The organism is Mesorhizobium sp. M4B.F.Ca.ET.214.01.1.1 (genome assembly GCF_004791545.1).
GTDB lineage: Bacteria > Pseudomonadota > Alphaproteobacteria > Rhizobiales > Rhizobiaceae > Mesorhizobium > Mesorhizobium abyssinicae.
In genome coordinates this window covers 280290-297101 of the sequence record NZ_SRUX01000008.1, presented here as the reverse complement: position 1 = coordinate 297101, position 16812 = coordinate 280290, and the positions used below count along the sequence as shown (strand labels likewise).

The 16812-nt window shown below is 65.6% G+C and carries 19 protein-coding genes; 7 read left to right on the top strand and 12 right to left on the bottom strand.

Going from position 1 to position 16812, the window contains the following annotated elements; all coding sequences use genetic code 11:
* Positions 1-45 precede the first annotated feature (45 nt).
* Positions 46-1293 carry an NAD(P)/FAD-dependent oxidoreductase gene (locus EN857_RS18265; RefSeq protein ID WP_135858990.1) on the bottom strand — a complete coding sequence of 416 codons (1248 nt, stop codon included), beginning with the start codon at positions 1291-1293 and terminating at the stop codon, positions 46-48.
* A 163-nt stretch (positions 1294-1456) separates the two neighbouring features.
* Here EN857_RS18265 and EN857_RS18260 point away from each other — a divergent pair, with 163 nt between their 5' ends.
* Positions 1457-2254 carry a lytic transglycosylase domain-containing protein gene (locus EN857_RS18260; RefSeq protein WP_135858988.1) on the top strand — a complete coding sequence of 266 codons (798 nt, stop codon included), beginning with the start codon at positions 1457-1459 and terminating at the stop codon, positions 2252-2254.
* Between the two features lie 96 nt (positions 2255-2350).
* Here EN857_RS18260 and EN857_RS18255 read toward each other — a convergent pair whose 3' ends face one another.
* The 3 genes from EN857_RS18255 to EN857_RS18245 form a co-directional block, all read right to left on the bottom strand.
* On the bottom strand, positions 2351-2818 hold the full coding sequence (locus EN857_RS18255) for a hypothetical protein (protein ID WP_127308930.1): 468 nt from the start codon (positions 2816-2818) through the stop codon (positions 2351-2353).
* A gap of 167 nt (positions 2819-2985) precedes the next feature.
* Entirely contained in the window at positions 2986-3564 is a 579-nt protein-coding gene (locus tag EN857_RS18250) for a hypothetical protein (RefSeq protein WP_245511337.1), read from the bottom strand.
* Between the two features lie 187 nt (positions 3565-3751).
* Positions 3752-4975 (bottom strand): argininosuccinate synthase, encoded by a 1224-nt coding sequence (locus tag EN857_RS18245; RefSeq protein WP_127283964.1) that lies wholly within the window; start codon positions 4973-4975, stop codon positions 3752-3754.
* Between the two features lie 185 nt (positions 4976-5160).
* Here EN857_RS18245 and EN857_RS18240 point away from each other — a divergent pair, with 185 nt between their 5' ends.
* Complete coding sequence (locus tag EN857_RS18240; protein WP_135858985.1) at positions 5161-5802, top strand: LysE family translocator; 642 nt, start codon at positions 5161-5163, stop codon at positions 5800-5802.
* Here EN857_RS18240 and EN857_RS18235 read toward each other — a convergent pair.
* Positions 5774-6250, bottom strand: coding sequence for a hypothetical protein (locus EN857_RS18235; RefSeq protein ID WP_135858983.1), 477 nt, complete (start codon positions 6248-6250; stop codon positions 5774-5776). The two genes, EN857_RS18240 and EN857_RS18235, sit on opposite strands and share 29 nt — an antisense overlap.
* The gene (gene rlmN / locus EN857_RS18230) at positions 6247-7482 is read right to left on the bottom strand and encodes a 23S rRNA (adenine(2503)-C(2))-methyltransferase RlmN (RefSeq protein ID WP_135858981.1); all 1236 of its coding nucleotides are present in this window, start codon (positions 7480-7482) and stop codon (positions 6247-6249) included. Before rlmN ends, EN857_RS18235 begins: the two co-directional genes overlap by 4 nt.
* 266 nt (positions 7483-7748) lie before the next feature.
* On the opposite strand from rlmN, the gene EN857_RS18225 reads away from it, so the two are divergent.
* Positions 7749-8048 (top strand): hypothetical protein, encoded by a 300-nt coding sequence (locus EN857_RS18225; RefSeq protein WP_135858978.1) that lies wholly within the window; start codon positions 7749-7751, stop codon positions 8046-8048.
* A gap of 173 nt (positions 8049-8221) precedes the next feature.
* Entirely contained in the window at positions 8222-9571 is a 1350-nt protein-coding gene (locus tag EN857_RS18220; protein ID WP_135858976.1) for a chloride channel protein, read from the top strand.
* A 1-nt stretch (position 9572) separates the two neighbouring features.
* Here EN857_RS18220 and EN857_RS18215 read toward each other — a convergent pair whose 3' ends face one another.
* From EN857_RS18215 to EN857_RS18200, 4 genes are all read right to left on the bottom strand, one after another.
* Positions 9573-9752, bottom strand: coding sequence for a hypothetical protein (locus tag EN857_RS18215; RefSeq protein ID WP_135858974.1), 180 nt, complete (start codon positions 9750-9752; stop codon positions 9573-9575).
* 81 nt (positions 9753-9833) lie between these two features.
* Entirely contained in the window at positions 9834-10337 is a 504-nt protein-coding gene (locus EN857_RS18210) for an invasion associated locus B family protein (protein WP_135858972.1), read from the bottom strand.
* A 251-nt stretch (positions 10338-10588) separates the two neighbouring features.
* Complete coding sequence (locus EN857_RS18205; protein ID WP_135858970.1) at positions 10589-10951, bottom strand: YkvA family protein; 363 nt, start codon at positions 10949-10951, stop codon at positions 10589-10591.
* An 85-nt stretch (positions 10952-11036) separates the two neighbouring features.
* Positions 11037-11333 carry a 4a-hydroxytetrahydrobiopterin dehydratase gene (locus EN857_RS18200; protein WP_127391714.1) on the bottom strand — a complete coding sequence of 99 codons (297 nt, stop codon included), beginning with the start codon at positions 11331-11333 and terminating at the stop codon, positions 11037-11039.
* Positions 11334-11440: 107 nt separating this feature from the next.
* Between EN857_RS18200 and EN857_RS18195 the strand changes: the two genes are divergently transcribed.
* Entirely contained in the window at positions 11441-11959 is a 519-nt protein-coding gene (locus EN857_RS18195; RefSeq protein WP_135859011.1) for a low molecular weight protein-tyrosine-phosphatase, read from the top strand.
* Here the strand turns inward: EN857_RS18195 and thpR are convergent.
* Both thpR and EN857_RS18185 read right to left on the bottom strand, forming a co-directional pair.
* On the bottom strand, positions 11863-12459 hold the full coding sequence (gene thpR / locus EN857_RS18190) for an RNA 2',3'-cyclic phosphodiesterase (protein WP_127286664.1): 597 nt from the start codon (positions 12457-12459) through the stop codon (positions 11863-11865). The genes EN857_RS18195 and thpR overlap by 97 nt on opposite strands.
* Positions 12460-12577: 118 nt before the next feature.
* Positions 12578-13222 (bottom strand): arylesterase, encoded by a 645-nt coding sequence (locus EN857_RS18185; RefSeq protein ID WP_135858966.1) that lies wholly within the window; start codon positions 13220-13222, stop codon positions 12578-12580.
* A gap of 130 nt (positions 13223-13352) precedes the next feature.
* Between EN857_RS18185 and EN857_RS18180 the strand changes: the two genes are divergently transcribed.
* Positions 13353-14051 (top strand): ABC transporter ATP-binding protein, encoded by a 699-nt coding sequence (locus EN857_RS18180; RefSeq protein WP_135858959.1) that lies wholly within the window; start codon positions 13353-13355, stop codon positions 14049-14051.
* Positions 14051-16600 (top strand): ABC transporter permease, encoded by a 2550-nt coding sequence (locus EN857_RS18175; RefSeq protein ID WP_135858957.1) that lies wholly within the window; start codon positions 14051-14053, stop codon positions 16598-16600. The genes EN857_RS18180 and EN857_RS18175 overlap by 1 nt, the downstream gene beginning before the upstream one ends.
* Positions 16601-16812 lie beyond the last annotated feature (212 nt).

Genomic DNA, 16812 nt, shown 5'->3' with positions numbered 1-16812 from the left:
ATCGCGCGCCACCCAAACGCCCGGTCGCGACCAGGCGTTCCAGCGCTATTTGGCCGCAAGCACGGCCGCCACCTGCCGCGCCACGCTCTCGCCCGACAGCCGGGCGCCGCCGCAGGTCTGGATCAGCGGTCCCGCCAGATGCTCGCCGGCGAAGAAGATCTTGTCCGCCACCGGCTGCATCAGCGTGGCGCGCGCCTCCGACCGGCCGGGCCGCGCCGCGGCATAGGCGCCGCGCACGTAGCGCTCGCCGCCCCAGTTGGTCATCATGGCGCGCCCGACATGCTTGCGGGTGTCGGCGCCGAAAATGTCGCACAGCCGGTCGACGACGAAGTCGATGCCCGCCGCCTCGCCGGCCGCCGACATCTCCCAGGCGAAGTCGCCGCCGACGAAGCCGACCATCAGGTCGAGGTCGAAGGGAAAACAGAGGAAATAGATGTCGTGCCTGGCCAGCCGCTCGATCAGCAGATCGTCGAAGGGCTGCAGGCCGAGCCTGGTTGCACTTACCTCGACCGGCAGTTTGGTCAGCATGCCCATCGGCAGATCGAAGAAGGCGGAAAAATGCGCGTCGGGAAGGGCCGGCGAGAAGGCGATCTCCTCGAAGGCGAGCACGGCCGGCGAGGCGGTGACGATGACCGCCTTGGCGCGAACGGTGCCGCGATCGGTGACGCAGGCGACATCCGGTCCGTTCCAGAAGATCCGGCGCACCGGGGTCGATAGCTCGACCGGCACGTCGGCGCCGAAACGCGCGACCAGCGCGCCGAACCCTTCCTTGCTGAAATAATTCGGGTCGAGGTCGGCGGCGGCCTGGAAATCGCGGATCGAGATCTCGTCCTCGTCGGCGCCGAAATCCATCGGACCGGCAAAGGTGGCTGCGGCGCGCGGCGCCTGGCCCTTGGCGAGCAGCGCCGAAAGCCGGTCGTCGTCGCCTTCCTCGACCTTATGCGTGGCGAGCAGCTCGAACAGCCGCGCGTCGGCGGCCTTCATCTCGGCCTCTTCCGCCTCGCTCGCCTTGCGCTGGCGGTAGTAGAGATGGTCGACGTTCATATCGTGATGGTGCAGCGTCCAGCCGGCGGCCTGCGCCTCGGGAAAATAGGGATTGCGGTCCGCGGCATGCAGCCAGGCGCAGCCAATGTCGAAGGGGACGCCGAAATGCCGGTCGCTGGTCCAGGCGCGGCCGCCGATGCGGTCCATCGCTTCCAATAGCTTGAAGGAGACGCCAGCGGCGCGCAGGGTTTTCGCGGCTGAGAGCCCAGCCGAGCCGGCGCCGATGATCACAACATCAACATCATCCATATGTATCGAGCCCCTCCGCCACAATAAATACTTGATCGTAGGCAAATTCCGCTTCATTCGCCTGCATCGAGCAACCAGTGCAGCCGCGGGGGCGGTGACAACCGGGCGTTTCACTGGCAAATTCGCAACCGGGACGTGATTCAGGCAATCAGGAGAGAACGAGATGGCATTTCTTGCCAAGGGAAAGATTTTTGCGGCCGCGGTGATGGCGGTGCTTGCGCTGGCGACGGGCGCGCAGGCAGCCGGCAGTTGCGGCAAGAACAGCGCCGGCTTCGAGGCCTGGAAGCAGGACTTTGCCGCACAGGCCCAGGCCGAAGGTGTCGGCTCGAGGGGTCTGTCTGCTCTGGCAGGCGCGACCTACGCGACAAGGACCATCTCCGCCGACCGCGCCATCCACAAAGCGTTCAGCGGCTCGGTGGAAGATTTCATGAAGCGCCGCGGCGGGGCCGCGATCATTTCAAAGGGCCGTTCGCTGAAGAAGTCGAACGCGGCGCTGTTCGACAAGATCGAATCGACCTACGGCGTGCCGCCCGGCGTGCTGCTCGCCATCTGGGGCATGGAGACCGGCTTCGGCGCCTCCATGGGCAACCAGAACACGGTGTCCGCCATTTTGACGCTTACCTATGACTGCCGCCGCCCGGACTATTTCTACCCGCATGCCATTGCGGCGCTGAAGCTGGTCGATCGCGGAACGTTGACCTCCGCTTCCGTGGGCGCCATGCATGGCGAAATCGGCCACACGCAGTTCCTGCCCGGAAACGTCCTGAAGTACGGGGTCGGCAACGGCAACCTGCGCGACAGGAATACCGCGCTCGCTTCCACCGCCAACTACCTCAAGGGCCATGGCTGGCGGGCCGGCGCGAGCTATCAGGCGAATATGGGCGCCATTGCCGGCTGGAACTCGGCCAGCGTCTACCAGCAGGCCATTGCCCGCATCGCGGAAGCGATCGACGGCAATTGATGCCATCTCCACTCGACAGAAAAGCCCGGCCATGTGCCGGGCTTTTTGTTTATGGAGCAGGTGAAGCCCAGTCGCTCGGAACGACCAGGTTCGCTCTCAGTAATGCGCGTAGCCGCTCAACGGGCATTTCTGGGAAATCGGAACCTGGAAGCTGCCGTCAATGCCGCTGCAGTTGCGGAATTTGGACGATCGCGGCGCCGTAGCCGCCTTTGAGCTGGCTTTAGTGTCCATTTTGGTCGGCTCGTCGGAATGCGCATAGCCGCTCACCGGGCATTTCCGGGAAAGGGGAACCTGGAAGGGGCCGTCAAATCCGCTACAGGTACGGAACTTGGACGACCGCGGCGCCGTAGCCGCCTTTGACCTGCCCTTGGTGTCCATTTTGGTCGGTTCGTCGGAATGCGCATAGCCGCTCACCGGACATTTCCGGGAAACGGGAACCTGGAAGGGGCCGTCAAATCCGCTGCAGGTGCGGAACTTGGACGTCGGTGCCGCCAGGGCTTGCGAGGACTGGCATCCGCCGAAGATGACTGCCGCTGAAAGCAAGAGAAAAATACCGTTCTTCATCGTCGAAGTCCCTCCATAGCTAGGATCAGGCTCAAAGCCCAATCACTCGGTCTCAATAATGCGCGTAGCCGCTCAATGGGCATTTCTGGGAATCGGGAACCTGGAAGAGGCGGAGGAGCCGCCCTTGGCCTGCCCTCGATCGCCAGCGAGAGTCCGGCAACTTACGATTAGCCGCCGCCCAAGGGGCATTTCCGGGAAGCGGGAACCTCGAAGGTGCCGGTGAAAACATTTGAGCAGGTATGGAATCTGGCGTTCCGCGGCGCTGAGGTGGCCACGCTTGACCTGGCCTTAATCTCCCTTTCGGACGGCTGCTCGAAATGCCCGTAGCCGCCCGGCGGGCATTTGCGGGAGGCGGGAACCTGGAAGATGCCGTCTCTCCCGGTGCAATTGCGGAAGTTGGACGTCCGCGGCGCCGGGGTTTTCGTAACCGCAGCCGGCTTTGGCTTGCCCTTGAGGACCATCCAGATTTCGGTCGGCTGGTCGAGCTGCAGGTTGTTGACATCGGAATAGGTGATGCGGCCGCTGCGCACGCCGGCGGCAAGGCGTTCGCAGAACAGGGCCGGCATGCGCTCCAGCGACACACCCATGAAACCGGCGATATCGTGCTTGAGCGTGATGTTCCATGCGCGGGCTTCGGCGATGCAGCCGTCCAGATCCGGCTTGGCCTCACGCTTCGCGGCCTGTGACGTCTGGCACGCCGCGAAAGCGATAGCCGTCGCAAGCAGAACAGAAATAGCTTTTTTCACTGTCAAAACCCCGCCGATCCCGCGGCGGAACTTAGATGAAGCTGCCGAAAGGTCAAACGGGAACTTAGTCCGGTCGCTCTTATTTCCCTTATATTAGGAGATGGAAATAAAAACCCGGCGTGTCCACCGGGTTTCTTGGTCGTTTCTGCCTTCGCGGGGACCGGCACAGCGTCCCGCAGCAACTATGTCAGCCCTTGCGCGTGCGCGCTGCGAGCGTCCTCAGCCGGAGCGCATTGAGGCGGATGAAGCCGGCGGCGTCCTTCTGGTCGTAGGCGCCGCGGTCGTCCTCGAAGGTGACCAGCGCGTCGGAATAGAGCGTCTTCTTCGACTTGCGGCCGGTGACCATCACATTGCCCTTGTAGAGCTTCAGCCGCACAGTGCCTTCGACATCCTCCTGGCTCTTGTCGATCATCGCCTGCAGCATCAGCCGCTCGGGCGAGAACCAGAAGCCGTTGTAGATCAGCTCGGCATAGCGCGGCATGAACTCGTCCTTGAGGTGGGCGGCACCGCGGTCGAGCGTGATCGATTCGATGGCGCGGTGGGCGGCGATCAGGATGGTGCCGCCGGGCGTTTCGTAGACGCCGCGCGATTTCATGCCGACGAAGCGGTTCTCGACGAGGTCGAGCCGGCCGATGCCGTTGTCGCGGCCGAGGTCGTTGAGCGCGGCCAGCATCGTCGCCGGCGACAGCTTCTTGCCGTTCAGCGCAATCGGGTCGCCCTTGAGGAACTCGATCTCGATCTCGGTGACCTTGTCCGGCGCGTCCATCGGCGAGACGGTGCGCTGGTGGACGAATTCCGGCGGTTCCGTCCACGGATCCTCCAGCACCTTGCCCTCCGAGGAGGAGTGCAGCAGGTTGGCGTCGACCGAGAACGGCGCATCGCCGCGCTTGTCCTTCGGCACGGGAATCTGGTGCTGTTCGGCGAAGTTCAGCAGGTCGGTGCGCGACTTGAAGGACCAGTCGCGCCACGGCGCGATGACCTTGATGTCGGGGTTAAGCGCGTAAGCCGACAGCTCGAAACGGACCTGGTCGTTGCCCTTGCCGGTAGCGCCGTGAGCAATCGCGTCGGCGCCGGTTTCCTTTGCGATCTCGACGAGGTGCTTGGAGATCAGCGGCCGGGCGATCGAGGTGCCGAGCAGGTAGGTGCCTTCATAGACGGCATTGGCGCGGAACATCGGGAAGACGAAGTCGGCGACGAATTCCTCGCGCACGTCGACGATGCGGATGTCCTTGATGCCCATCAGCTCGGCCTTGCGGCGGGCCGGCTCCAGCTCGCCGCCCTGGCCTAGGTCGGCGGTGAAGGTGACGACTTCGGCGCCGAGCTCGGTCTGCAGCCATTTCAGGATGATGGAGGTGTCGAGGCCGCCGGAATAGGCGAGCACGACTTTCTTCACGCTTTTGGTCTTGGACATTTTTGGCGGTTCCGCGGGAAAGGTTTCGCGGGCGAGGTATCACGGCGTTTCCGGGCTGCGCAAGAGACGAACCGGCCTTTGATGCCAGCAAGGGCTGGACCAGACGCCGCGCCGGTCAGCCGCTGGCGAAGCTGAAATGGCTGCGTTATAGGCTCCGCGATCCTTCTCTAGGGCGCGCGCGACCGATGTCCTTGCTTCCCGACGCAACGACGCTGATCCAGTTCGCCATCGCCACGGTGATCCTGGCGATGACGCCGGGGCCCGACATGACGCTGTTCGTGTCAAGGACGCTGAGCCAGGGCCGCACCACCGGTTTTGCCTCGATGGCAGGGGCGCTCTGCGGCACGCTGATCCACACCACACTGGTGGCGGTCGGGGTCTCGGCGCTGATCGTCGCCTCGCCGATGGCCTTTTTCGTCCTGAAAATCTTCGGCGCCGGCTATCTGGTCTTTCTGGCGTGGCAAGCGGTCAGCAAGGGCTCGGCCTTCTCGCCGGAGAAGAAGGCCGGCCCGCGTATCTCGCTGTTCCGCAGCTGGGCGGCCGGGCTCGGCGTCAATTTGCTCAACCCGAAGATCATCATGTTCTTCATGACGTTTTTGCCGCAGTTCGTCTCCGCGCACGACCCGAACGCGCCCGGAAAGCTGTTCTTCCTCGGCGTCATGTTCATCGTGCTGTCGACGCCGGTGGTGGTGCCGATGGTGCTGGCGGCGGAAAGATTTTCGGCGGCGATGAGGGCGAGCCCCCGCGTGATGCGGGTGGTCGACTATCTGTTCGGCGGCGTGTTCTCGGCCTTCGCGCTCAAGATCCTGACGGCCCAGGCGAAATAGGCTGGGTCTCGCGCCAGCTGCCGGCCCAGCGACCGGCGGCGAGCCAGTAGAAGATGCCACCGACCATGCCGGAGCCGATCACCGCCAGGATGGCGCTGGTATCGGTGATGACGAAGTCGGGATCGCCGCTCTGGCGGACGAAACCGAGGAAGGCCGCGGCGACGCCGCCGCCGGCGATCGCATAGAACAGCCAGTCGCGCCCTCCGAGGATCTCGGCGGCGACGATGACGACCGCCGCCGGCATGAAGGCGAAATAGGCGACGAACAACGCCACGAAGGGGATCGAGAAATAGAGCGAGGCGGTCGCCGTCGGGTGGGCCTGGTCGGGCGTATAGCCGAGCGAGCCCAGGAACAGGATGTTGAGGAAGGCGCTGGCCGCCAACGAGGCGGCGATGTAGCCGACCAGGATGACAGCGAAGCGGATGAGGTAGGCGACGAAGCGGCTCACGCCTCGCCGTGCCCCGCGATCATCATCGCTTCCAGCGCCAGCCGGTCGACCTTGCGCATGCGCTCCGACTCCGACTTCAACTGGCCGCAGGCGGCGAGGATGTCGCGGCCGCGCGGGGTGCGGATCGGCGAGGCGTAGCCGGCATTGTTGATGTAGTCGGCGAATTTCTCGATCGTCTCCCAGTCCGAGCACTGGTAGTTGGTGCCCGGCCACGGGTTGAACGGGATCAGGTTGATCTTGGCCGGGATGCCCTTCAAGAGCTTGACCAGCGCCTTGGCGTCGTCGAGCGAATCGTTGACGTCCTTCAGCATCACATATTCGAAGGTGATGCGCCTGGCGTTGGAGAGGCCGGGATAGGCGCGGCAGGCGGCGATCAGCTCCTTCAGTGGGAACTTCTTGTTGATCGGTACCAAAAGGTCGCGCAGGTCGTCGTTTGTGGCATGCAGCGAGATCGCCAGCATGACGCCGATCTCCTCGCCGGTGCGGAAGATTTCCGGCACCACGCCGGAGGTCGACAGCGTGATGCGGCGCTTCGAAAGTGACAGGCCGTCGCCGTCGGAGGCGATCAGCAGCGCCTTCTTCACCGCCTCGAAATTGTAGAGCGGCTCGCCCATGCCCATCATGACGATGTTGGACACTTTTCTGCCCTCGGCCGGCACGATGGCGCCGTCGGGCGTGTCGCGGTCGGGGAAGTCGCCGAGGCGGTCGCGGGCGGTGAGCAGCTGCGCCAGGATCTCTTCCGTAGTCAGGTTTCGCACCAGCTTCTGCGTGCCGGTGTGGCAGAACGAGCAGGTCAGCGTGCAGCCGACCTGCGAGGAGATGCAGAGCGTGCCGCGGCCTTCCTCGGGGATATAGACGGTCTCGATCTCGACCGGGCGGCCGGCGCCGCGCGGCGGAAAGCGGAACAGCCATTTGCGGGTGCCGTCGGCGGAGATCTGCTCCTCGACGATCTCGGGCCGCGCGACGGTGAAATGCCTGTCGAGTTCGGCGCGCAGATCCTTGGAGATGTTGAACATGCCGGAAAAGTCGGAGACGCCGCGCACATACATCCAGTGCCAGAGCTGCTGGGCGCGCATTTTCGCCTGGCGCTCCGGCACGATGCCGGCCTCGACGAGGGCGGCGCCGAGCTCGGCCCGGGTGAGGCCGATCAGCGTCGGCTTTTCGGCCGGCGTGGCGCGAGCACGCAAGGCGTCGCGCGCGCCTTCGGCGGTAAGATCAAGTGAAAGGGTCATGGTTGCGCCAATATAAGCGGTTTGCGGCCGATTTCAGCATCGTGCCCGAAATGAAGCGCGGCGCATAGCACAGGTTCGGAGCGGAGTCATGCGGGGCGGGCGCGACCTTGCCAGTCGTGTCATCATTCGCTCGACCGCCCTGAGGCGGCGCCGCATCCCTCGCACTGCGCAAATCGATCACATATTCGTGTTGGCGTAACGACCCAAGGCGCCTTCGCGAACCCTGAAAGGGGCGACTGTGCCCCTGCAAAATGGGAGTATGCGGAATGCACTCGATCAAGCTTGTTGTCATCGCCGGCCTCCTCGGCCTTTCCGCGGCACAGGCATTTGCCGAAGACACGATGGGAACGATGACCATGATGAAGGCCGGCCAGGTGACGGCGATCTCGCCCGACGGCCATATGGGCACGATGATGCCGGACGCCAAGATGAGCGCCGAGATGATGAAGATGGCGAAACCGGTCAAGCACTGCATGATGATGATGACCGACGCCAAGGGCAAAGCCTACATGATCGACACGTCGACCAAGAAGGCCCAGGCCGAGTGTGAAAAAATGGCGATGTGAACATCGCCAAGCACGCGCGCCGACCTTCCCGCCGGCCGGTGCGCCGGCGGGTATTCCGATCACATCTCCTTGAACCCCGTTCCGATGCGGTGCCGGCATAGCGTCGGACTCGCCGCCCGGGTTGATCGGCTCCGTCATTATGCTAGGCCGGGCCTGTCACCACGAGGTTCGTCATGGCCGGCATATCCCGAAAAAACCGCTTGATGCGGCGTTCGCGCGCCATGTGGGTGTCGCGGCGCGTCTGGCAGCCGCGTCTCGTCTTCTGGGCCGGCGCCGTCTCGATCGGCCTGATCAGCGTCCTGTTCGCGCTGCTTGCCGACCGCGCGCAGGCTCTGTTCCATATCATGACCGGCAATGAGGGCGGCTGGCGCTTCTATCTGCCGCTCGTGGTGACGCCGCTCGGTTTCGTCCTTTGCGCCTGGCTGGCGCATTCCTTCTTCCCGGGGTCGCAAGGCAGCGGCATTCCGCAGGCGATCGCGGCGCGGCATCTGCGCGACGAGGACGATCGCAGCCGCATCCTGTCGCTCAGGCTGGTGGCGGGCAAGATCGCGCTCACCGTCGTCGGCCTCGCCTGCGGCGCCTCGATCGGCCGCGAGGGTCCGACGGTGCAGGTCGGCGCCTCGCTGATGCTGCAGGCGGCGCGCTGGGGCGGCATGGCGCAGGCGCGCGGGCTGATCCTGGCCGGCTCCGCCGCCGGCATCGCCGCCGCGTTCAACACGCCGCTTGCCGGCATCGTCTTTGCCATCGAGGAAATGGGCCGGGCCTATGAGGCGCGCACCAACGGGCTGGTGCTGACGGCGGTGATCCTGGCCGGCCTCGCCTCGCTCGGACTGCTCGGCAACTACACCTATTTCGGCGTCGCCAAGGACACGGTGGCGTTTGCCACCGACTGGCCGCTGGTGCTTGCCTGCGGCATCATCGGCGGCGGTGTCGGCGCGCTGTTCTCGCTGCTTGCGCTGAAGGTCATGCGCCGCATCCGGCGCTGGAACGCGCTGCAGCCGCTGCCGCGCGCGCTGGTGGTGGCGGCTGTCTGCGGGTTCGCCGTGGCGGTGATCGGCGTCGCGTCCGGCGGGCTGACCTTCGGCACCGGCTATGCGCAGGCGCGCGGGGCGATCGAAGGCACGCCGCTGCCGACCCTCTTCTTCGTCGAGAAGTTCGCCGCCGGCCTCTTGTCGATGGTGTCGGGCATTCCGGGCGGTCTCTTCGCACCGTCGCTGGCGGTGGGCGCGGGGCTGGGCAGCACGCTCGGCCTGGTCTTCGGCACGGCCACCGGCACGGCGGCGCTGCTCGGCATGGCCGGCTATTTCGCCGGCGTCGTGCAGGCGCCGATGACGGCCTTCGTCATCATCCTCGAAATGACCGGCAACCACGACAATGTCATCGCGCTGATGTGCGCAGCGATGCTGGGCTACGGCACGGCGAGGCTGATCTCCAACGAGCCGCTCTACCATGCGCTGTCGCGCGTCTTCATTGCCGAGGCGATCCGGCGGCGCAGAGGGGAGACGATGCCCGCGCCGGGCTGAGCTATCGTTCTTCCGCTTTCACTTGCGGGAGGCGGACCTCGCTGTTGCGCCAGAGCGTCAGGTCTCCCAGGCTTTCAATGTCGCCGCGCGCGTCGAGAGCTTCCAGTCGCCCGGCGATATCGTCCCTGGAAAACTGGACGCCCGCCTTGCGAAGCGCCTCTTCGGTTTTCGCGAGGACCATGGCCGTCTTCCGTCAACGGTCCATCACCATTTGCATGATGGCGCGGTCGATGTCGCTGTCCGCCGTCAAGGGGGCCTCAGCCTACTTGCACTTGGCGATCGAGGCCAGCGCGGCCGAAATGCCCTTCAGCGAGAACACATAGGAGGTGGGGTTGCCGCGACCGGACTTGGCCTGCACCTTCATGTCGGTGCCGGTCTTCATGGCGGCGATCAGCACCGGCTCTTCCGCCGCGTTCTCGACCCAGGCCGACTTGCCGCGGGTGAACATCGAGAAGGTCTTCTTGTCGATGGTGACGGTGGCCTTGGAGCCTTCCTGGAAATTGTAGCCGGCGATGAATTGCGGCTCGTAGGACACCTGCTGGCCCGGCCGCTGGCTGACGAAGAAGAACATGTCGCCATGGTCGAGCGTCGCCGGCTGCTTGTCGGTCGGCACGGTGAGCACGTAGCAGACCTTGCCGCCTGATGCCTGGTAGCTGTAGGTCCCCCAGGCATTGTGCTGGCCGATCTTGGTCGCCGACTGCGCCAGCGCGGGCGCCACCAGGGCCACCAGGACCAGGCTGGAAACTGTAGCAATCAATCCGCGCATCGTTTTTCCCGTATTCCAAATGGTGCGGCGGCAGGCCGTTGCGGCGTCCTGCCCGTCGCTTCATTTTGATTTAATCAGGGTTACCAAACGGTGAATTTTCCTCAAGAAAAGGACCCTCACCCCAGGAAACCGCCGCCATTCCCGCGCCGTCGCCACAAAGGGCGGCAGGCGGGACGTCCCTGCGCCGACTTGGAGGATACGAAAGCGGCAAGAGTTTGACTTTTCAAACAAGCGCTTGCGCCGGTTCGGGCTCAGTCCTTGTCGGCGATCGCGTCCCTGGCGGCCTGCCTGTGCGCGGGCGTGATGTGGGAGCTGACCGCGGTGATCGCGGCGGTCAGCACGGCGAGGTCGTCGGTGAAGCCGAGGCCGAAGATGACATCGGGGATGAAATCGATTGGCAGCACGAAATAGCCGAGCGCGGCGAGCAGGATGCCCTTGGCGCGCATCGGCGTGTCCTTGTCCAAGGCGCAGTAATAGGCAGCGACCACCTCTTCCATGAACGGGATCTGCCGGGCGGCCTTCTTGGCTGTGCGCCAGAATTTTTCGCGCACCTCACCTTCGCCGGCGAGCTTGTCGCCGAAGCCGAAGAAATCAAAACCGGGTTGCCGCGCCATCTTCTTCTCCTTGGCGCCGCGCGCTTGGTTCGGTGCACGGCCGCCGGGGGAAAATGTGGTGAAAGCGCCGCCCCATCACAAGAGTTCAGCCGCCAAAATAGCGGTTCATCTTCTTGGCCAACTCGATGTCGAGTGCGGTGACGCCGCCGGCATCATGCGTGTTCAGCGTGACGTCCACGGTCTTGTAGACGTTCGACCAGTCGGGGTGATGGTCCATCTTTTCAGCCGCGAGCGCGACGCGGGTCATGAAGGCGAAGGCCTCGGAAAAGTTCTTGAAACCGAAGCTGCGCCTGATCGAGGCGCCGTCCTCGGCCAGCGACCAGCCGCCGAGTTCCGCCAAAGCGGCAAGGACGGCATCCTTGCCCAGTTTTTCTCTCGTCATGTCTTTGTCCCGTGCTATTTCGGCTTTTGACCCTCACCATAATGCATGTCGTCCGCAAGTGCGTCGCAGTTTTGGGACATGACATGCACAAAAACGGCGCCGGATCGATGAGCGCAAAGCCGATAAATTCCATCCTGTTCGTCTGCCTCGGCAATATCTGCCGCTCGCCTATCGCCGAAGGCGTGTTGCGCGCCGTGCTGGCCGAGCGCGGGCTGGGCCGAACCATCATGCTCGATTCGGCCGCGACCAGCGGCTGGGAGGTCGGCTCCGCTCCCGATCCGCGTTCGATCTCGATCGCGGCGCATCATGGCATCGACATTTCCGGGCAAAGGGCGCGCAGGGTGGTGCCGGAGGATTTTTCCCGCTTCGACCTGATCCTCGGCATGGACCGGGCGAACGTCCGCGACCTCAAGGCGATCGCGCCCGCCGCCATGCGCGAGCGCATCCACCTGTTCCTGGAGTTTGCCGACGGCGCCGCGGGCGAGGTGCCGGACCCCTATTATGACGGGCCGGACGCGTTCGCCGAGGTCTATCGCATGATCCGCGAGGCGTCGGAGGCGCTGGCGAAGCGGCTGGCAGCGCGCGCGTCGGCGCCCGACAGCGGCCAGGCTTCCTCGACGATATAGGGGCCGCCGCCGACCGAATCGCGCGACGACATCAAAACGAAACGGCCGACGCGGAAGGGCAGCGCCGAGAAATTGCCGCGCGCCGAAAGATACTGCGCTACGTCGAGCGGACTTGAATTGCGCAGCCGCGCCAGCGTCACATGCGGCATGAACTTGCGCGGATCGGCCGGCAGCCCGAGCCGCTGGCAGATGCGGTCGATCTCGCCTTGCAGGGCGGTCAGGTCCGGCGAGACGGCGACGCCGGCCCATACGGCGTGCGGCTTCTTTTGGCCGAAGGCGCCGACACCGGAGAGCGTCAGCGAGAAGGACGGGCGGTGGACGCGGTCCAGCGCGTTGGCGATCTCGTCGGCGACATGGCCCTCGACATCGCCGATGAAGCGCAGCGTCAGATGGTAGTTTTCGACGTCGATCCAGCGGGCTCCGGGCAGGCCGCCCCGGAGCAGGGACAGCGAAAGAGCGGCGTCACGCGGAATTTCGAGGGCGGTGAAAAGACGCGGCATGGCAAGCCTCCTGTCCTCGAATCGAAACTCACGCCCCTAGCGAATCATCGATATCCAAGCGGGGCAAGCGGTTTATTGACCTCGCGGTTTCCCCAACGGCAACCGTGACTTTCCTGCCTCACGACGCGCCGCCACCCGCAGCAATCGACTTCTCCACCGTCGGTAGTATGCCTTCGACCATCCTGTCGACGCCCCTGGCGTTGGGGTGCAGCCTATCGCCAAGCTGCAGGCCGGGCACGCCGGCGACGCCGTCGAGGAAGAACGGATAGAGCGGAACGCCGTATTTCGCGGCGAGCTTCGGATAGATGGCGTCGAAGGCGTTCTGGTAGTCGGCGCCGAGATTGGGCGCGGCGCGCATGCCGGCCAGCAGCACGCCGATCTTGCGCGCCTTGAGCCTGGCCAGCATCTCGTCGAGGTTCTTCTCGGGGACGGCCGGCGCCACACCGCGCAGCATGTCGTTGGCGCCGAGCTCGAGGATCACCAGTTGGGTGCCGTCGGGCACCGACCAGTCGAGCCGCGCCAGGCCGCCGCTCGAGGTGTCGCCGGAGACGCCGGCATTGGCGACGCTGACATCGAGACCCTTGGCGCGAAGCGCTGCCTGCAGCCTATCGGTGAAACCCTCACCGGGCCCGAGGCTGAAACCCGCCATCAGGCTGTCGCCGAAACCGACGATCCTGAACGTCTCGGCGCTCGCCGATGAAACGGCGCTGCCGATCGCGGCGAAAAGAACGAGGGCTGCGGCCAGAGTGTATTTGAAAGCCATGCGGCAGGCCCCATATGAGCGGAAATGGTCTTCAGGCGAAGGCGGGTTCCTGGTTGAGCATCGGATTTCCCGCTCTCCACTTTGGCTCCGATGCTCTAGCCCTTCTCTACCGATATAGGACGCTTTCATTGTGACAGAAGCCGTCATCGTGCTGAAAGACGTATCGCTGACGCTGGGGGAAGGCGCGTCCTCCGTTCATGTGCTGAAGGGCGTCAGCCTCGATGTCGCGGCCGGCGAGGCGACCGGCATTGTCGGCCCTTCGGGTTCCGGCAAGTCGACGCTGCTGATGGTCCTCGCCGGACTGGAAAGGGTCGATTCCGGAACGGTCCGCATCGCCGGCGAGCTACTCAACGGTAAAAGCGAGGATCAGATCGCTTCGTTTCGGGGGCGAAACATCGGCATCGTGTTCCAGTCCTTCCACCTCATCCCCAATATGACGGCGCTGGAAAATGTTGCGGTGCCGCTCGAGCTCGCCGGCCATGCCGACCCGTTCGGCGTCGCGGCGCGCGAGCTGGCGGCGGTGGGGCTCAGCGATCGGGTCACCCATTATCCCGGCGAGCTCTCGGGCGGCGAGCAGCAGCGCGTGGCGATCGCCCGGGCGCTGGCGCCCTCGCCGCGCATCCTGATTGCCGACGAGCCGACCGGCAATCTCGACCAGGCGACGGGACGGCAGGTCGCCGACCTCCTGTTCGCCAAGGCGGCCGAGCGCGACATGACGCTGGTGCTGGTCACGCATGACCAATCACTCGCCGCGCGCTGCTCGCGCCAGGTGTCGATGCGCTCGGGCCGGATCGAGGACGCGCCGAAGCCGGTGAAGGTTTCGGCCTGATGGCGCTGTCGCGGACGTTGAAGCTCGCGGTCCGCTTCTCGCTGCGCGAGATGCGCGGCGGACTGTCCGGCTTCCTGATCTTCCTCGCCTGCATCGCGCTCGGCGTCGCCGCCATCGGCGGCGTCAATTCGGTGGCGCAGGCGATCAGCGCCGGCGTCGCCAACCAGGGCCAGACGCTGCTTGGCGGGGACCTGCGCTTCCAGCTCAACCAGCGCGACGCGACATCGGCCGAACGCGATTTCCTCGGCGGGCTGGGCGCGATCTCGCACAGCGCCAGCATGCGCTCGATGGCGCGATTGGAGGACGGCTCGGACCAGGCGCTGGTCGAAGCCAAGGCGGTGGATGACGCCTATCCGCTCTTCGGCGCGCTGGCGACCGAGCCGGCGCTGCCGCGCGCGTCGCTGTTCGGCGAGCGGTCCGGCGTCTTCGGCGCCGCGGCGCCCGAGCTTTTGTTCGACCGGCTGAACCTCATGCTCGGCGACCGGGTGAAACTCGGCGGCGCCACGTTCGAGCTGCGCGCGCGGCTGGTGAACGAGCCGGACGCGGTCTCCGACGGCTTCGGCTTCGCGCCGCGGCTGCTGGTCTCGACCGAAGGGCTCGCCGCGTCGGGCCTGATCCAGCCAGGCAGCCTGGTCGAGAACGCCTACAAGGTCCGGCTGCCCGCCGGCGCCAGCGAGGCCGATCTCAAGGCGATCCAGGATCGCGCGGCCAAGGATTTTCCGGAGGCCGGCTGGTCGATCCGCACGCGCAGCAACGCTGCACCGGCGCTGTCCTCCAACATCGAGCGCTTCTCGCAATTCCTGACGCTGGTCGGGCTGACGGCGCTGGTGGTCGGCGGCGTCGGCGTGGCCAACGCGGTGCGCGCCTATCTCGACGGCAAGCGCGGCGTCATCGCCACCTTCAAGAGCCTCGGCGCCTCCGGCGGTTTCGTCTTCACCATCTATCTGGTGCAGATCCTGCTGATTGCCGGCGTCGGCATCGTCGCCGGCCTGATCCTCGGCGCGGCGATGCCGTTCGCGGCGAGCGCCGCGCTGCAGTCGGTCATCCCGGTGCCGGCGGAAGGCGGTTTCTATCCAGGCGCGCTCGCCATGGCGGCGCTGTTCGGCCTGCTGGTGACGCTGGCCTTTGCGCTGCTGCCGCTCGGGCGCGCCCGCGACGTGCCGGCAACGGCGCTGTTTCGCGAGATGGGTTTTGAGAGCCGCGGCTTCCCGCGCCTGCCCTATGTCGCGGCGGCGGTCGTCATCGCGCTCTTCCTGGCGGCGCTCGCCATCCTGTTTTCCGGCGACCGCCGCATCGCCTCGATCTTCGTCGGCGCCACGATCGTCGCATTCGTGGTGCTGCGACTGGTCGGCGCGCTGGTGCAATGGGCGGCGCGGAAGAGCCCGCGTGTCCGCTCGGTCGCGCTCAGGCTGGCGCTGGGCAACATCCACCGGCCGGGCGCCCTGACGCCGTCGGTGGTGCTGTCGCTGGGGCTCGGGCTGACGCTTCTGGTGACGCTGGCGCTGATCGACGGCAATCTCAGGCGCCAGATCTCCGGCAGCCTGCCGGAACGGGCGCCGAACTTCTTCTTCGTCGATATCCAGAGCGGCGATGTCGACGCCTTCTCGGCGCTGATCGGCAAGGAGGCCCCCGGCGGAACGCTGGCCAAGGTGCCGATGCTGCGCGGACGGGTGATGGCGCTGAACGGCATCGATGTCGGCAAGGTGAGCGTGCCGCCGGAAGGCGCCTGGGTGCTGCGCGGCGACCGCGGCCTGACCTACGATGCCAAAATGCCCGCCAACGCGACGCTGACGCAAGGCGCGTGGTGGCCGCAGGACTATGCCGGCGAGCCGCTGGTGTCGTTTTCGGCCGAGGAGGGGCGGCAGATCGGGTTGAAGCTCGGCGACACCGTCACCGTCAATGTGCTGGGACGCAACGTGACCGCCAGGATCGCCAATTTCCGCCAGGTCGAATGGGAGACGATGGGCATCAATTTCGTCATGGTGTTCTCGCCCAACACCTTCGCCGGAGCCCCGCATGGCTGGCTGGCGACGCTGACCGACAAGAACGCGTCCACGGCGGACGACGCCCGTCTGCTCAACGCCGTCACCCGCGCTTTTCCGGCGGTGACGACGGTCCGGGTCAAGGATGCGCTCGACATCGTCAACCGGCTGGTGGGCCAGCTCGGCACCGCGATCCGCGCCGCCGCCGGCGTGGCGCTGATCGCATCGGTGCTGGTGCTCTCCGGCGCGCTCGCCGCCGGCAACCGGGCGCGCATCCATGATGCGGTGGTGCTGAAGACGCTGGGCGCGACGCGCAGGACGCTGATCACGGCGTTCTCGCTGGAATATGTGCTGATCGGCCTTGCCACGGCGGTCTTCGCGCTGGCGGCGGGCGGCGTCGCGGCCTGGTTCGTGGTCGCGCGCATCATGACGCTGCCATCGCATTTCATGCCGGAAGTGGCGATGGCGACGATGCTGTTTTCGCTGGCCGTCACGGTCGGCATCGGCCTTGCCGGAACCTGGCGGGTGCTCGGGCACAAGGCGGCGCCGGTGCTGCGCAATCTCTGATTTGCCGGGCTCGCGACACCCGCGCCGGGTTAAATCTTGGTAAGAATGCCCCCGAAAAAGGCCGTCGAAGCGGCTTTTTACCTTCTCACGAACCGTTACAGCCGGTTACGGACTTGTTCTTCAGGCGAAGAACCATCATATTCCGCGCAGGCATGCTGGAGCCCTGCCAGCGGCGCCTGGGCCAGAAAAGGCCGGACACCGGACGGGGCAGA

Bases quoted from the DNA above. Each gene is read 5' to 3' on its own strand.
- EN857_RS18265 (WP_135858990.1), bottom strand. From the start codon at position 1,293: ATGGATGATGTTGATGTTGTGATCATCGGCGCCGGCTCGGCTGGGCTC.
- EN857_RS18260 (WP_135858988.1), top strand. From the start codon at position 1,457: ATGGCATTTCTTGCCAAGGGAAAGATTTTTGCGGCCGCGGTGATGGCG.
- EN857_RS18255 (WP_127308930.1), bottom strand. From the start codon at position 2,818: ATGAAGAACGGTATTTTTCTCTTGCTTTCAGCGGCAGTCATCTTCGGC.
- EN857_RS18245 (WP_127283964.1), bottom strand. From the start codon at position 4,975: ATGTCCAAGACCAAAAGCGTGAAGAAAGTCGTGCTCGCCTATTCCGGC.
- EN857_RS18240 (WP_135858985.1), top strand. From the start codon at position 5,161: ATGTCCTTGCTTCCCGACGCAACGACGCTGATCCAGTTCGCCATCGCC.
- rlmN (WP_135858981.1), bottom strand. From the start codon at position 7,482: ATGACCCTTTCACTTGATCTTACCGCCGAAGGCGCGCGCGACGCCTTG.
- EN857_RS18225 (WP_135858978.1), top strand. From the start codon at position 7,749: ATGCACTCGATCAAGCTTGTTGTCATCGCCGGCCTCCTCGGCCTTTCC.
- EN857_RS18220 (WP_135858976.1), top strand. From the start codon at position 8,222: ATGGCCGGCATATCCCGAAAAAACCGCTTGATGCGGCGTTCGCGCGCC.
- EN857_RS18215 (WP_135858974.1), bottom strand. From the start codon at position 9,752: ATGGTCCTCGCGAAAACCGAAGAGGCGCTTCGCAAGGCGGGCGTCCAG.
- EN857_RS18210 (WP_135858972.1), bottom strand. From the start codon at position 10,337: ATGCGCGGATTGATTGCTACAGTTTCCAGCCTGGTCCTGGTGGCCCTG.
- EN857_RS18205 (WP_135858970.1), bottom strand. From the start codon at position 10,951: ATGGCGCGGCAACCCGGTTTTGATTTCTTCGGCTTCGGCGACAAGCTC.
- EN857_RS18200 (WP_127391714.1), bottom strand. From the start codon at position 11,333: ATGACGAGAGAAAAACTGGGCAAGGATGCCGTCCTTGCCGCTTTGGCG.
- EN857_RS18195 (WP_135859011.1), top strand. From the start codon at position 11,441: ATGAGCGCAAAGCCGATAAATTCCATCCTGTTCGTCTGCCTCGGCAAT.
- thpR (WP_127286664.1), bottom strand. From the start codon at position 12,459: ATGCCGCGTCTTTTCACCGCCCTCGAAATTCCGCGTGACGCCGCTCTT.
- EN857_RS18185 (WP_135858966.1), bottom strand. From the start codon at position 13,222: ATGGCTTTCAAATACACTCTGGCCGCAGCCCTCGTTCTTTTCGCCGCG.
- EN857_RS18175 (WP_135858957.1), top strand. From the start codon at position 14,051: ATGGCGCTGTCGCGGACGTTGAAGCTCGCGGTCCGCTTCTCGCTGCGC.